This window comes from Parabacteroides sp. Y3-G-102 (assembly GCF_023656845.1).
Lineage (GTDB): Bacteria > Bacteroidota > Bacteroidia > Bacteroidales > Tannerellaceae > Parabacteroides > Parabacteroides distasonis.
In genome coordinates this window covers 1-13,896 of record NZ_JAMOKU010000052.1, presented here as the reverse complement: position 1 = coordinate 13,896, position 13,896 = coordinate 1, and the positions used below count along the sequence as shown (strand labels likewise).

Below are 13,896 nucleotides of genomic sequence, written 5' to 3'. Positions count from 1 at the left end.
AAAAACAGAAAAAGATATGCATACATCTCACACTTACCACTGTCATGAGCACGATGCTCACAAAGAGCATACTCACGGGCGTATATTTTTTAGGTATCGCGCACAGCAAATATTAGTAAGAAAAGACTTAAAAACAAAGAATAATTATGAGCATAATAAAAAACATCTTTCAAAACTTCCGCAAACCCAAGAATAGCTTTATGGGCAGGTGCATTGTGAAAATGATGAACCAAGGGCATAACCGGATTTCTCTTTGGTGCATTGACAACTTCGTAAAACTTTCCGGTGGCGAAACGGTGCTCGATATCGGTTGTGGCGGTGGGCAAAACGTAGCTAATTTCATCAAACGAACTCATGGATTAGTTTGCGGCATGGATTATTCACCCACGTGCGTGGACATTGCGAGTCGCAAGAACAAGGCGGCTATCAGTCAGGGACGAGCATCTATAGTAGAGGCGAATGTTTCAAACATTCCTTTTGACGATAACCGCTTCGATATTGTAACCGCTTTCGAAACTATCTACTTTTGGAATGATATAGTGGAAAACTTCAAGGAAGTATTGCGTGTATTGAAACCCGAAGGAAGGTTCTACATCTGCAACGAGGCATGCAGCGAGGAAGGCAATGAAAAGTGGGTGAGGAATATCGACCTGCGCATTTACTCACCCATAGAAATACAAAGAATGCTGGAACAAGCGGGATTTATAAATGTGACCTACGACATCTCGCCGGAGAGCCAATCGCAACGAATATGCGTGCAAGCGACAAAACAACCGATGATGAAACCAATAGACAGATGAGCATCAATAAATATACCCCGATACATCGGGTTCTGACTACCTATCCGCAGTTGATTCATCGACTGGTGAAACGAGACAGTCGTTATGTTTCTTTAATCAATCCTGTATCAACTTGTACGTTGGGGCATTGCACTACTATTGAGAGCATTGCCTTTACAGTAGGAGACGATATGGAGACTCTTCTCACATACCTCAAAGGAGAAATGGAACGAGAAGATATACAGTTCAAATATTGAAAATTACTACTAATAACTGCCCGAAAGGGCACAAAACAATATCGATTTATGCTTATACTTTATAACAAAGCAGCCCGCAAAAATCTTTCCAAGCCGAAGGAAGCTGCCAAATGGTATCCCGTGCTACGTTCTACGGGTATGTTGAAAGAACGTGAAGTGCCCAAACTCATTGCTGACAAAACGACACTCAACCCCAAAGAGGCGATCGCCAGAATAGAGTTTAAGGATGTTGAGGTACTTACACAAAAAGTAACCGAAGGAAACTCCTCAGGTACAACACCTATAGTCGTTTCCACGCCGGAAGCTCCCGATCCCAGCATTTAAGGAGAAACCAACAATCATATAAATAAACAATGAAACAGAAAGTACTATTTTCTCTATTGATACTGATGCTCATGAGCATCAGTGTATCCGCCCAAACAGGTGGGGGGCGGATTGCGGGCGTGGTCATCGACAACACTGACGAAGATCCACTGCCCGGAGCAACCCTCTTTATTGAGGAACTGAAAAAGGGCGATGTAACCAACAAATATGGCGAGTTCTCTTTTTCAGACATTCCTTTCGGTACTTATACATTCACCGTGAAGTTTATGGGCTATCAAACAGCAGTCCAAAAAGTAACCGTAAGTAAAGAGAATGTAAAGAAAACTATTATCCGCCTGAAAGCCGAAGTCAAATCGCTGGACGAAGTGGTGGTGATGGGCAAAAGTGAAGCCCGCAAGATTCGGGAGCAAGCCATGCCGGTAACGGTTTACAGTATGAGCCAGTTACAAGGTACAGTAAATAGCGTAGAAGATATTCTGACTAAGACCGTAGGCGTAACCATTCGTTCGCAGGGAGCAGTAGGCAGTGCCTCGCGTATCTCTGTTCGCGGCTTGGAAGGCAAGCGTATTGGATTCTTTATAGACGAAGTACCGATGAACGATAATTCCGATTTCATCGACATCAACGATATACCCATCGACATGATTGACCGCATTGAAATATATAAAGGTGTGGTTCCAGCCAAGTTCGGTGGATCTGCCGTGGGGGGTGCTGTAAATATCGTGATTAAAGAGTATCCACCTCGTTACTTGGATGCTTCGTATTCGTTCGGTAGCTTCAATACACATAAAGCAAGTAGCGTCTTCAAGCGGAATCTGGTCAAACAAGGAATAGAGTTGGGGGCAGCGTTGTTATACACCCATTCTGATAATGACTATCGTATGGAATTGCCTCAGAACAAAGGTAAGTTCATAAAACGCGACCATGACAAATTCAATCAATCGGGGGGAGGGATATCGATGAAAGCCCGTAAATGGTGGTTCGATCAGATGGAGTTTGAACTTGAATTTATCCGAAACAGCAAGCAGATACAAGGCGTGGTAGAGAACATACGCTCTGCCGAAAGTAGTGCCGGAGCTTACAACTTCGCCATTGATTTACAGAAAGACAATTTCCTACTCAATGGACTTGACTTCAGTAGCGGCACGGGCTATGCCTATTCTCAATACAACTTTGTGGATACAGCTAGGCTTCGCTACGACTGGGATATGAATCCTTATCCGCCTGTTTCGGCTTACGGAGGAGAAATAGGAGTTTTACCCTCTGACATGAAAATGCGTAAGCATACCGTGGGAAATAAGACCAATCTCAATTACATCATCAATGACCGGCACTCCATCAACCTCAACTCATTATTCAAATGGGCATTGGGGAAGCCCTCCGATCCGTTGTTGGATAAAGCGGTGGGGCGACAGATAAACTTCGACTCACACATGACGAGCTGGGTATTAGGCTTGGGTTACGACTATAAATCCCCCAATGACAAATTCCTCAACTCGCTGACGGGTAAGTATTATTACTATTCCATGAATACGAAAATAGGAGATGTTTGGAATTCCGTACCCAAAGAAGTGGATATGCAGCAGCACGATTGGGGTGTAAGTGAAGCCTTGCGCTACCGCTTCACCAAAGAGTTGTTGGGGAAAGCCTCCGTAAGCTATGATGTACGACTACCGACAGATGCCGAACTCATTGGCGACGGCTTCCTTATTGCTCCTTCGGGCGACTTGAAACCCGAAAGAGGAACTAACGCTAACATCGGATTGATGTACGATAAAAAGATTGGTTCCGGATTGTTGCAGGTGGAGGTAAACGGATTCTTCTCTTACCTGCAAGATATGATACGCTATACGCGCAACTTCGTACAGGGCAGATACACTAATTTCGGTGAGATGCGTACCTTCGGTGTAGAGGCAGAAGTCAAAGCAGATGTTACACGCTGGCTTTACGGATATGTAAATGCCACGTTTCAAGACCTTCGCGATACACGTAAGTACGAACCAACGAGTAACGTTCTCAATCCGTCGAAGGGATTGCGTATGCCTAATATTCCCTATTTCTTAGCAAATGCGGGGGTAGAGTTTCACAAAGAGAATCTCTTCGGAGGGAAAGGTCAGAATGTAAGACTATTTACCGATGCTTCATTCGTAGAAGAGTATTTCTTCGATTTCGAAGTAAGTCAATATCAAGAGAAACGCATTCCGCGCTCTTTCAAGCTCGACTTGGGATTAGAATACTCCATCATGAACGGTGGGCTTACCTTCTCGGCAAAAGCATCCAACCTTACGAATGCCCGCCTGTTCAGCGAGTTTAATTACCCGCTTCCCGGCAGAGCCTTTACCGCACGTATCAGGTACGTGCTGAAATAAAGCTAATCACAATTCAATATATTATTCAACAATAAAATAAAAAGTAAAATGAAAAAGAGAATCAACGGAGTATTACTCCTCCTAATGAGTATCACTATGCTGTTTTCAGCTTGTAGCAAAGACCCGGAAACGAAACCAATCACGACCGATCCGGAAGTAAAAGTTGGCGATATACTTGTTTACACCATGCTTATGAATCCCGGTGGACAGACCGGGTCAGGTTGGATGCAGTTAGCAGATGGAGTGTCTCCCAAGAAACTGACAAACAAAAATGCCGTGCAAGTCGGTTACGGAATGATGCCAGTGTGCAACGGTAATGATGTGTACACTTTTCCTGCGTTCGGAGCACAAGGTGATGAAAATGTAGTAACAAAATGGGGGCGTTCGGGAACTAAACTCACCAAAACGGCAACCATGCCTATTCCCCTTAATTCTGTTCCAAGACACATCTCTTTTGTTAATGCAACAAAAGCCTATCTGATATCACTTATCGGCAAGTTATTTATATTCAACCCTCAAACGATGGAACTAACTGGTGAGATTGATCTGTCCTCTTACGCTGCACCGGGATTGGCCGTACCGATGTTTGGATCTCCGTTTGTGCATAATGGACGTTTGTATGTAACACTGAATCAGACAGACATGACATTCCAACCGGCTACCGAACCTCAGATAGAACTCGCGGTAATCAACACTCAAACGGACAAGGTGGAGCGTGTCATCTATGAAAAGGCGAGTGGTATCGGTATCGGGGCTTATACCTATGGGCAACAAACCTTTATCGATGAAAAAGGCGATATGTATCTGATGTGCACGGGCGCATACGGCATGAATCCTAAGTACAAGACCGGTATCTTGCGCATCAAGAAAGGCGAAACCGAATTTGACCCTACCTATAATTGGGTGTTGAACGATCAAACAATCGAAGGCGAATCGGGCAAAACCGTTTGGCTGCTTCAATCACAATACGCCGGCAACGGAAAAATGTATGCCACGATGGATATTCCTTCTTATTGGGCAAACCCAACATCTCCCAACTGGTTCACGGATAAATCGCTCATCAGTGTAGAGATGGATATTTACAATAAAACGGTAAAAAAACTTCCGATACCGATGACGTCAAGCTTTGGAGGAGCAGTGGAGAAATACAAGAATCTTATCGTGTTTGCTATTAATGGCAGAAATGATGTGGGCTTTTATACGCATAATCCTGCAACCGGCGAAACAAGCTCGGATGCCGTAGTAAAGGTAGATGGAGCTCCTGCATATTTCCATTGGTTTGAAAACTAAGTAATAATCAATCACTCAGAAGAGGCAAAGGTGAGAGTTGAATTATCGGCCTTTCCTTTGCTCTCATTTTTTAGCCCAAACATTTATTAATCTTGTTTCTCTATTCAGAAATGGCTATTCAAGGGTTTCAATATCACACACAATAAATAAAATTTCGTATGCCAATAAACGATTTCATTCAATTTCACTTCGGTTGGCTCAATGCATGGATACCTTCGTTTGCATTGGTGCTGATACAACTTTTGTATATGATTCTTTACCGAGAAGGTGGCAAACGTGCCGTAGATACATCTTGGTATACCTCTAAGGACAAGCGGTACGCCACTTTAAGCTTTGTGTTTCAGGGAACATTGCTTTTGGTGTCGCTCTTTGTCCCTCTCCGCATAGGTACACTGCTATTCACGGTGGGGTGCGTCTTGTTTGCCTTTGCACTTGTCGGATTTATGGCAGCCTTTCATGCTTATGCCTCTACGCCTAAAGGAGAAACTGTCGTACGAGGCGTTTACCGCCTGTCGCGCAATCCGATGTACTTCTTCTATGAAGTGGGAGCATTGGCGGTTTGCATTGCCTCGGCATCGTTGTGGTTGCTGCTTGCCACAATTCCTTTGATCCTCGTCACGCATGGCGTTATCTTGGGTGAAGAGCGATACTGCATGACCACTTATGGGGAAGACTATGCGCGGTACAAAGCGAGAACTCCCAGATACTTCTTACTCAAATAGCAACCTTATGAACAATCTCTCTCAAATACTCAATTCCGCCACGATGGGGCAGCCCCGTCGCTTGCGTCCGCTGATAGGCTGGACGGTTGCGGAGTACTTTTTTCGTGGCGCACCGTATGGGGCAATGCTGCTCGTGGTGTGGGAGGTATTCAAACCTCTGCAAAATCCCGGCACACCGCTCAACCTCGTGAACATAGGTTGGGCGTGCCTAATGCTCCTAATTTCTCTCGTTTGCCTTTGGCTCATTAGCAAAAAGGCATACCTTGTAGCCTATAAAGACGGCTACGACATTTGTTGCGATGGTCGTTTGGAAGTGGTCAATCACCTGCGCCAACTGCCGATGAGTTTCTTCAATAGTCGTGATCCCGGCGACATCGGGGCATACATTGTCAGCGACTATAACAACGTGGAGATGCTCACTACTCACCTTATCGGTCAGTTCTTTGGCGGGCTGGCGATGCCCATCGTCGCTTTGGTTTCGCTCTCATTCTTCAACTGGCAATTAGCTTTGGCGGCAGCAGCTGTCATTCCATTGGCATACCCCATGATGTGGCTCACCAATCACTTTGTGGCAACCTTGGGCAAGAGGCATCAAAAAATAAAGACCAATGCCGCTTCGCGCATGATCGAGTATATACAAGGTATCCGCCTGATTAAGGCTTTCAACCTGAGCGGCAATAAGTTTGAACGCTTGGAACGAGCTTTCCGTGATCTAAAGCGGGAGAGCATCCGTTTGGAAGCGGCTCCCGCACCCAGCATCACGCTGGCTTCCACTCTGCTCAATGGCGGCCTGGTTCTTATTATGCTACTTGGCTTCTCGATGTTGTTAAATGCCAAAGTCTCCATGCCCGTTTACATCATGTTCCTGCTGGCAGGATCGGCTATCTATGCCCCACTCATCAACGCCTTGACCTTTATCGCCCTCATCAACTACATGAAGCTGGGAGCCGAACGCATTGATGCTCTTTGCAAAACGCCCGTACTTCCGGAGGGTATAATAGAAGATGTTGTCAACTCAGAGATAGAGTTCCGTCACGTCAGCTTCAGCTATAATGCCGATATTCCCGTACTTCGGGATGTATCGCTTACCATTCCCGAAAAGGAACTGACCGCTTTTGTGGGACCATCGGGTTCGGGCAAAACGACATTGACACGACTCATTGCCCGTTTCTGGGATGTAAGCGAGGGGGAAATCCTATTTGGCGGACGAAACATCAAAGACTACACCGTGCATACACTGATGCAACAAGTTTCCATCGTCTTTCAGGATGTGTATCTCTTCAACGATACCATTTATAACAACATCCGCGTGGGACGTGAGACAGCTACCCGCGAAGAGATAGAAGTTGCCGCACGCAAGGCGCAATGCCACAACTTCATCACCGCTATGCCTGATGGCTACGAAACGATGGTGGGTGAAGGAGGTAGCACACTATCCGGTGGAGAGAAACAGCGTATCTCTATTGCCCGTGCCATTTTGAAAGATGCGCCCATCGTGTTGCTTGACGAGGCAACCGCTTCGCTCGATCCCGAAAACGAGGTTCACATCCAAGATGCTATCAACGACTTGGTGAAAGAAAAGACTGTAGTCATCATCGCTCATCGCTTGGGCACGGTGATAGGTGCCAATAATATTGTAGTGATAGACCAAGGACGGGTGGTGCAGCAAGGCAAGCATCAAGCTCTTTTGGCAGAGGAAGGACTGTATCGCAATCTTTGGGAGGAACAACAACGGGTAAAAGGATGGAAGTTCAAACAATCGAATAAACAGTAAGGCTATGGATACAAATAAACGCAAGACCGGGCTGGCACGGTTGATAGAAATAGCCGGCACTAAACGTCGGCTGCTCATCGGGGCGATGTTGTTGGCAGTTATCACCGCCATCGTGCAGTTTGTGCCGATCATAGCGGTGTACAATATTCTCATCGAGTTGGCAGAGCATGCGCTTGATCCCTCATTGATTGACAAGGCATACATCTGGCTGTGGAGCTATATCGCCTTGGGAGCTTTCTTCGCTTTCGGAGTGCTCACGTTTGCTTCCCTCATGCTCTCGCACATTGCCGCTTTCAACATTCTGTATGAAATACGAATGCAGCTAGTACAAAAAATGGTTCGTTTGCCCTTGGGGTTCTTTTCCCGCCGGGCTTCGGGAGAACTGAAGAAAATAATGAGCGACGACGTGGAGCGCATCGAACTGTTTATTGCCCACCATATCCCTGACATCGTAACTGCCCTACTTTTTCCGCTGATTCTCGTCAGCTATATGTTTGCCGTAGACTGGCGGTTGGCTATCGTAGTATTGGCTGTGCTGGCGATGGCATTCTATGTGATGGGAAGAATGTACACCGGCAAAAAAATCCGGGAGGTTTCCAAACGGTATGTGGAGACCTTAGGCAGAATGAATGCTAGTATTGTGGAATATATTCGCGGTATTCAGGTGGTGAAGACCTTCACCGAATCGACTAATGCCTATCGCAAACTCAATGACGACATCAAGGAGTACCGCAAATTTGCCAACGAGGTAAACGTACAATACCAACCCACATATGTAGGTTTCCTTACCATACTCTCTTCGGCACTGCTCTTCATCATTCCCGTGGCAGTGTGGCTGCTTGTGGGGAGTGCCTCGTATGCCACTTTCGTGCCGGTGCTACTCATGTTCCTGTTTTTCGGCGTGGCTGTTTTCTTTCCCGTGCTTAAACTCTTGTGGATAGGCAGCTTTCTGAATCAGAACAACATGGGTGTACAGAAGATTGATGACATTCTCTATATGGACGAAATCGAAGAGCCTGACATTCCCCGACACCCCAAAGACGCTTCAGTGGAATTTCGCAACGTCTCTTTTGCCTACGACACCACGCCGATACTCAAAGCGATATCTTTCATCTCCCATCCCGGTACGATAACTGCATTAGTCGGTCCTTCGGGAGCCGGTAAAAGTACCGTTGCTATGCTTGCCGCCCGCTTTTGGGACGTTCAAAGCGGAGAAATCTTAATAGGAGGAGTGCCAGTCAAAGAGATTCCCACTTCGGTATTGATGGACAACGTCGCTTTTGTCTTTCAGGATAATATGCTCTTCTTCGATACCATCGAGGAGAATATCCGTATGGGTAACAAGACTGCAACCTTTGAGGAAGTGGCACGGGCTGCCTGTGCCGCTCAATGCCATGAGTTTATAGAATCCTTGCCCAATGGTTATCAGACATTGGTAGGCGAAGGAGGCATCTACCTCTCTGGTGGTGAAGCACAACGCATAGCCTTGGCTCGCGCCATATTAAAAGACTCCCCTATTATCTTGCTGGACGAAGCCACCGCCTTTGCCGACCCCGAAAACGAAGGTAAGATTCTGGCAGCATTCTCTCATCTCATCAAAGGAAAGACGGTATTGGTCATCGCTCACCGATTGTCTACAATCACCAATGCCGACCGAATTCTGTATGTAGATAAGGGTGTGATAGCCGAGCAGGGAACACATGAGCAGCTACTTGCTCTTAAAGGAGAATACGCTCGTATGTGGGAAACCTACAACCGAGCAAAGAGGTGGACGATTGGTGGAAAAAATAACCGTAAATTATAAATACAACAAAATATAACCGGTATGAAAAAACTCATTCTAACCGCTGGCTACGGGAGAATTGTATCAACGCAATCCTCAGCAAAGCAACGCAATTTATCAATATGTAAATGTATTAATTATGAAAGACTTATCAGATTTGAGATTTTTCCGACTATTATCGGAACACTCACAGAAAGAGTTTGCCGTAAATGATTTTACGGCCGCATTGCAAGAACTTGCCAATCACTTAGTAAGTATTGCTATAAAGGAACAGGACTACGCTGTATTATTACGTTACTTCTCTTTTGGACTAAACAGGCTCAAGTCGTATCGAGTACAATTTGAGCAGGGGGAAAAACGCCTTGTCATTGCTTATTGATGAAGCGATAGGACTTGTAAATACGGAAATCCGCATACTCAATATGCAAATTAAATATCCGGTTCAATTCCAAAACCGGAAGAATAAACTTCCACTCTCGCCGCTCTACCTTACAGACGAAACCTATCTTATTGAGATTATGGAGATAGTTAGTGGATTGTTCCTATCTAAAAGAGTGGTAACGCGCAGTGGTACAGAAGCACCACTTACAGAAATCGGAAGAGCCTTTGAATACCTTTTCAATATTAAATTGGGCGATGTGCATAAGAAGCATGAAAGTGTCGTTAGTCGTAAACCATCAAAAATAACCGAATTTTTAGATACGCTTCGTAAAGCCATTAATGAAGAAAGCAAAAAGAAAGGCTATCTATAAATCAACTATTTAACAACTATTTATAGGGGTGTACCAGTGGTACACCCCTAACTTATTTTCATCCATTTGCCGAACTTTGCTTCATCAATCGATTGAAACCAATAATGTTAAACTTAAAAATGAAGCAAAATGTATATAGACAACGAAAACTTCGACAAGTGGATGGAACGGCTATCAAAAAAACTATCCGAAATCGGACAAGACCTAAAATCCCTTATCAATACCGACAAAATATTAGATCCTAACGACAAGATATTGGATAATCAGGATCTAGCTTTCCTGCTGAAAGTATCTTTCCGAACCCTGCAACGCTATCGGGCAAGTGGTAAACTTCCTTACTTTATGATAAGTCATAAAACCTATTATCGTGCTGCTGATATTCGGGTATTTATTCAAGAAAATGCCGACTGTAAGACATACGAACGGTTCAAAAAGGAAAACCAACTCGATAAGCAAACTGAGGCAAACCAAGGTGGGTAATATTACCGCCTGATGAAGAACTATCGCTCCCCATTTAGCAGAAACTGCCTCACCTATTGGTTTAGCCCGTTTCGCTAAATCGAGCAAGAGGGAACTGGACAAGTCCTGTTCTTCCCTCTTGCCCTGCGGGGCAAAGCCTTCGGCTTTAGCGTGTTACAAGAACACGCTGTAATGACACCTATAATAAGCATTTTCTTTGTAATGCTTATTATCAGGTATTTATCTATTCATATTTCTATAAAAAAGTAATTACCATGCCAAACAGCAATCGAAAAACAATATTCACTACCATTTCCATAGACAAGGAAACGGCAGCTTTGGTAGAAAAGCTATGCAAACGCTATTCACTGAAAAAGAGTGAAGTTGTAAAGTTGGCGTTCGGGTATATAGATAAGGCACATATCAACCCATCCGAAGCACCTGAATCTGTAAAATCAGAACTGGCGAAAATAAATAAAAGACAGGATGATATTATCCGTTTCATCCGTCACTACGAGGAAGAACAACTAAATCCTATGATACGAGCAACAAATTCTATCGCTTTACGTTTCGATACTACCAGCAAAACTTTAGAAGCTCTTATTCTCTCGCAACTGGAAACTAGTCAAGAGAAACAAACAGCCGTACTTAAAAAGCTAAGTGAACAATTTTGCAATCATGCCGACGTGATTAACAACCAGTCCAAGCAAATTAACGCACTTTACCAGATACACCAACGGAATTATAAAAAGCTACTTCACCTAATACAACTCTATTCGGAACTTTCTGCTTGTGGTGTGATGGATAGCAAAAGAAAAGAGAATCTGAAAGCTGAAATCAGCAATCTGATAAACACATAAAGCTATGCACATTGATTTTGCCTCACCATCTAACGGTACATATAATAATGCTAGCAGTAGCCGACAGTTGGCTAATTATTTAGAGCATGAAGATTTGGAACGCATGGAAAAAGGTATTTACACCGAAGGCTTTTTCAATCTAACAGATGATAATATCTATAAGTCAAAGGTGATAAAGGATATAGATACCAATATAGGGCAACTTCTGAAAACAGATGCTAAATTTTATGCTATTCATGTCAGTCCATCAGAAAAGGAACTCCTTGCAATGGGTAATAGCGAACAAGAACAAGCCCAAGCTATGAAGCGGTATATCCGGGAGGTATTTATTCCAGAATATGCCAAAAACTTCAATAAAGAACTATCTGCTTCGGACATTAAATTCTATGGTAAGATTCATTTTGATCGTAGTCGTTCTAAAAACAAACAGAATATGCATTGCCATTTGATTGTAAGCCGGAAAGACCAAGCCAATAAAAAGAAGTTATCCCCACTAACCAATCATAAGGATACCAAGAACGGAGTAATCAAAGGTGGATTTGACCGGGTAAACCTATTCCAACAGGCAGAACAGGGTTTTGATAAGCTATTCGACTACAACCGCCAACAATCGGAATCATTTAACTACCACAATACAATGAAGAATAGTTCTATACCTAAACAAATTGAATTACAGGAACAAAAAATCTATGGCGAAAAAAAGAAAGAAACATTTCAATCCGATGAAAAATATAACAAGATTTTTTGCAATCTTGCTAGTAAACAGGACAACAAATACCCTTATAATCTGCAAAATAGTAATGATTCTCTTTTGTCTATTTTCTCATTGGGAGATGGCAACAATTACAATACTACATTGGCAGAAGAATTACAAGCACAGAAACACAAGAAGAAAAAGAAAAAAGAGATAAGACGATGATTGAATATGATGAAGTAAGACACGATATGGACTGCTACCTGATGGAGTAACCTTGAACCTCAATTATTAAATAAGTCCAAAGACTTTTTTTGCAAGAAAGTCTTTGGACTCAATATTTAAGATAAAAGCCTTCTTATTTCAGCTTCCCATCCAGAACGATGTTCGATTCGTTTCTTAACAAGACTATTCTGAATTATCTCTGCTTTAGTTAGCTGAGAAAATTGTTCCCAATCATCTTCAAAAACATACGTTGCGTTCCCATAAATTACATTCTCCATTATAAATAGATTTTTAGATGGAAACTTAAATACCAAATATCCTCTAAAACCACCAGCCCCATAAACTAGCCCAGAAGGTCTAAAACGGAGAATCGTATCAATATTATGTTCTTGAACTTTTGCTTTTCCGGTTCTATTACTGGACAAGTTTCCAGCTAACTGAGCTAATCTATCCCAAGGGTAGTCTCCTTCTGGAAGAATACGCCAATTAACCCTTGTAGTTGGAATTGATGATATCGCTGGAAGCAAATTTTCAGTAAGGATCTCACAAGAGCCAAATAACTCTAAAAACAAATTAATAACATGCTTAATTTTAGATACACTCAAATCATCCCTATGCAATAAAGGCGATGTAACATATAAGTCACCAGAAATATCTACAATTTTCAATTCTATTGAGGGAGCTGGAATATCTTCTCTCTGATACCTTTTATAAGGAACATCTACATAATGATAATCACCATGCCAGTCTTTTATACAAACTTCTCTATATTTAGTTTCCATAGGTAAGTCTCTCCTTTTTATGAAACTACCATTAGCATTTAGCCGAGAAACAGCACCTAAAGCGCGAGGTAAAATCTGTTCTCCACTAATGAGTGGAATAGAAAAGCCAAGAAGATTTAATTTATCAGCATTTATTTCACTTGCTTTTTTTGATACAAAAAAGTTGTCATTATCATGAATCCCAATCAGATAACTATCAATATTCCTAATACGTACTTTATCTATCATATTCTAACCTCTTGGAGGAAAAGGATCGTTACCATAACTATCTTTTTGTCTAATACGACCATCTTTTCCGTGAATTACTAACTCCGACTGCTCTTTCCGTGCAATCGTACGGGCAATTTCTATTGCTTCTCTTTGAGTTTGGGTAATTCTTGTCTTTCTACTATTACCCTCACCTCTTACAGCCCACTGATCACCAGAAGGCACAACATGTTGATTTTTCTTCATAAAAATCAAAGTAAAATTATTACTAAACAATAAGTAAACGAGGGTTGTTATAGCATAAAAACATCAAAAGGACTTTGGAATTGCCGATTTTTGTTTTAGCTTTGCACGTGAAATAACGGGATTTCTTAAAAGTGACTACCTTCTAAGGAAGTTACTACAACCCACAAAAGCAAATTCTGAAATAGAGAGCAGCCGCCAAGTAGCTCTCTTTTCTTTTTTATAGTCGTTAATTGCTATTTACTATACCATATCGGCTCACCCGATAAACCTGGGGGATTAAGCATACAGCTTTGTAAGTCTGAAAAGAAAGAATTTTATATCCGTTACTCCTCTTAAAGCAGCTCTAAACGCCTTAATTTTAGCATTAAAAGAC

General features: G+C 42.8%; 15 protein-coding genes. 13 read left to right on the top strand and 2 right to left on the bottom strand.

Annotated elements, in window-relative coordinates; translation table 11 throughout:
- The first annotated feature begins 146 nt into the window (after positions 1-146).
- The 13 genes from NBH16_RS19715 to NBH16_RS19655 all read left to right on the top strand — a co-directional run bounded on the left by NBH16_RS19715 (position 147) and on the right by NBH16_RS19655 (position 12,288).
- Positions 147-800, top strand: a complete 654-nt coding sequence (locus NBH16_RS19715) for a class I SAM-dependent methyltransferase (protein WP_005868409.1) — start codon at positions 147-149, stop codon at positions 798-800.
- Positions 752-1,036, top strand: coding sequence for a DUF1858 domain-containing protein (locus NBH16_RS19710; protein WP_008778327.1), 285 nt, complete (start codon positions 752-754; stop codon positions 1,034-1,036). Before NBH16_RS19715 ends, NBH16_RS19710 begins: the two co-directional genes overlap by 49 nt.
- A gap of 48 nt (positions 1,037-1,084) precedes the next feature.
- Positions 1,085-1,360, top strand: a complete 276-nt coding sequence (locus NBH16_RS19705) for a hypothetical protein (protein WP_005868413.1) — start codon at positions 1,085-1,087, stop codon at positions 1,358-1,360.
- A 29-nt stretch (positions 1,361-1,389) separates the two neighbouring features.
- Positions 1,390-3,729: a TonB-dependent receptor gene (locus NBH16_RS19700; RefSeq protein ID WP_005868415.1), complete on the top strand. Its 2,340-nt coding sequence runs from the start codon at positions 1,390-1,392 to the stop codon at positions 3,727-3,729.
- A gap of 48 nt (positions 3,730-3,777) precedes the next feature.
- Positions 3,778-5,019, top strand: a complete 1,242-nt coding sequence (locus NBH16_RS19695; RefSeq protein ID WP_013611617.1) for a DUF4374 domain-containing protein — start codon at positions 3,778-3,780, stop codon at positions 5,017-5,019.
- Between the two features lie 158 nt (positions 5,020-5,177).
- On the top strand, positions 5,178-5,741 hold the full coding sequence (locus NBH16_RS19690; protein WP_048927363.1) for a methyltransferase family protein: 564 nt from the start codon (positions 5,178-5,180) through the stop codon (positions 5,739-5,741).
- Complete coding sequence (locus NBH16_RS19685; RefSeq protein ID WP_310591974.1) at positions 5,683-7,515, top strand: ABC transporter ATP-binding protein; 1,833 nt, start codon at positions 5,683-5,685, stop codon at positions 7,513-7,515. The genes NBH16_RS19690 and NBH16_RS19685 overlap by 59 nt, the downstream gene beginning before the upstream one ends.
- A gap of 4 nt (positions 7,516-7,519) precedes the next feature.
- Positions 7,520-9,319: an ABC transporter ATP-binding protein gene (locus NBH16_RS19680; RefSeq protein WP_057327215.1), complete on the top strand. Its 1,800-nt coding sequence runs from the start codon at positions 7,520-7,522 to the stop codon at positions 9,317-9,319.
- Between the two features lie 118 nt (positions 9,320-9,437).
- Positions 9,438-9,677 (top strand): hypothetical protein, encoded by a 240-nt coding sequence (locus NBH16_RS19675; RefSeq protein ID WP_002560578.1) that lies wholly within the window; start codon positions 9,438-9,440, stop codon positions 9,675-9,677.
- Positions 9,667-10,050 carry an RteC domain-containing protein gene (locus tag NBH16_RS19670; protein WP_008778329.1) on the top strand — a complete coding sequence of 128 codons (384 nt, stop codon included), beginning with the start codon at positions 9,667-9,669 and terminating at the stop codon, positions 10,048-10,050. Before NBH16_RS19675 ends, NBH16_RS19670 begins: the two co-directional genes overlap by 11 nt.
- Before the next feature lie 129 nt (positions 10,051-10,179).
- Positions 10,180-10,530: a helix-turn-helix domain-containing protein gene (locus NBH16_RS19665; RefSeq protein ID WP_048927361.1), complete on the top strand. Its 351-nt coding sequence runs from the start codon at positions 10,180-10,182 to the stop codon at positions 10,528-10,530.
- Positions 10,531-10,784: 254 nt separating this feature from the next.
- A complete protein-coding gene (locus NBH16_RS19660; protein ID WP_048927360.1) occupies positions 10,785-11,369 on the top strand; it encodes a BfmA/BtgA family mobilization protein in 585 nt (194 codons plus the stop codon).
- Between the two features lie 4 nt (positions 11,370-11,373).
- A complete protein-coding gene (locus NBH16_RS19655; RefSeq protein WP_048927359.1) occupies positions 11,374-12,288 on the top strand; it encodes a DUF5712 family protein in 915 nt (304 codons plus the stop codon).
- A 116-nt stretch (positions 12,289-12,404) separates the two neighbouring features.
- On the opposite strand, the gene NBH16_RS19650 is transcribed toward NBH16_RS19655, so the two are convergent.
- The gene (locus NBH16_RS19650; RefSeq protein WP_048927358.1) at positions 12,405-13,298 is read right to left on the bottom strand and encodes a hypothetical protein; all 894 of its coding nucleotides are present in this window, start codon (positions 13,296-13,298) and stop codon (positions 12,405-12,407) included.
- Between the two features lie 3 nt (positions 13,299-13,301).
- A complete protein-coding gene (locus NBH16_RS19645) occupies positions 13,302-13,523 on the bottom strand; it encodes a DUF2188 domain-containing protein (RefSeq protein WP_048927357.1) in 222 nt (73 codons plus the stop codon).
- Positions 13,524-13,896: the final 373 nt, after the last annotated feature.

Excerpts from the sequence above, each read along its gene's own strand:
- NBH16_RS19715 (WP_005868409.1), top strand. The coding sequence starts at position 147 with ATGAGCATAATAAAAAACATCTTTCAAAACTTCCGCAAACCCAAGAAT.
- NBH16_RS19710 (WP_008778327.1), top strand. The coding sequence starts at position 752 with ATGCGTGCAAGCGACAAAACAACCGATGATGAAACCAATAGACAGATG.
- NBH16_RS19705 (WP_005868413.1), top strand. The coding sequence starts at position 1,085 with ATGCTTATACTTTATAACAAAGCAGCCCGCAAAAATCTTTCCAAGCCG.
- NBH16_RS19700 (WP_005868415.1), top strand. The coding sequence starts at position 1,390 with ATGAAACAGAAAGTACTATTTTCTCTATTGATACTGATGCTCATGAGC.
- NBH16_RS19695 (WP_013611617.1), top strand. The coding sequence starts at position 3,778 with ATGAAAAAGAGAATCAACGGAGTATTACTCCTCCTAATGAGTATCACT.
- NBH16_RS19690 (WP_048927363.1), top strand. The coding sequence starts at position 5,178 with ATGCCAATAAACGATTTCATTCAATTTCACTTCGGTTGGCTCAATGCA.
- NBH16_RS19685 (WP_310591974.1), top strand. The coding sequence starts at position 5,683 with ATGGGGAAGACTATGCGCGGTACAAAGCGAGAACTCCCAGATACTTCT.
- NBH16_RS19680 (WP_057327215.1), top strand. The coding sequence starts at position 7,520 with ATGGATACAAATAAACGCAAGACCGGGCTGGCACGGTTGATAGAAATA.
- NBH16_RS19675 (WP_002560578.1), top strand. The coding sequence starts at position 9,438 with ATGAAAGACTTATCAGATTTGAGATTTTTCCGACTATTATCGGAACAC.
- NBH16_RS19665 (WP_048927361.1), top strand. The coding sequence starts at position 10,180 with ATGTATATAGACAACGAAAACTTCGACAAGTGGATGGAACGGCTATCA.
- NBH16_RS19660 (WP_048927360.1), top strand. The coding sequence starts at position 10,785 with ATGCCAAACAGCAATCGAAAAACAATATTCACTACCATTTCCATAGAC.
- NBH16_RS19655 (WP_048927359.1), top strand. The coding sequence starts at position 11,374 with ATGCACATTGATTTTGCCTCACCATCTAACGGTACATATAATAATGCT.
- NBH16_RS19650 (WP_048927358.1), bottom strand. The coding sequence starts at position 13,298 with ATGATAGATAAAGTACGTATTAGGAATATTGATAGTTATCTGATTGGG.
- NBH16_RS19645 (WP_048927357.1), bottom strand. The coding sequence starts at position 13,523 with ATGAAGAAAAATCAACATGTTGTGCCTTCTGGTGATCAGTGGGCTGTA.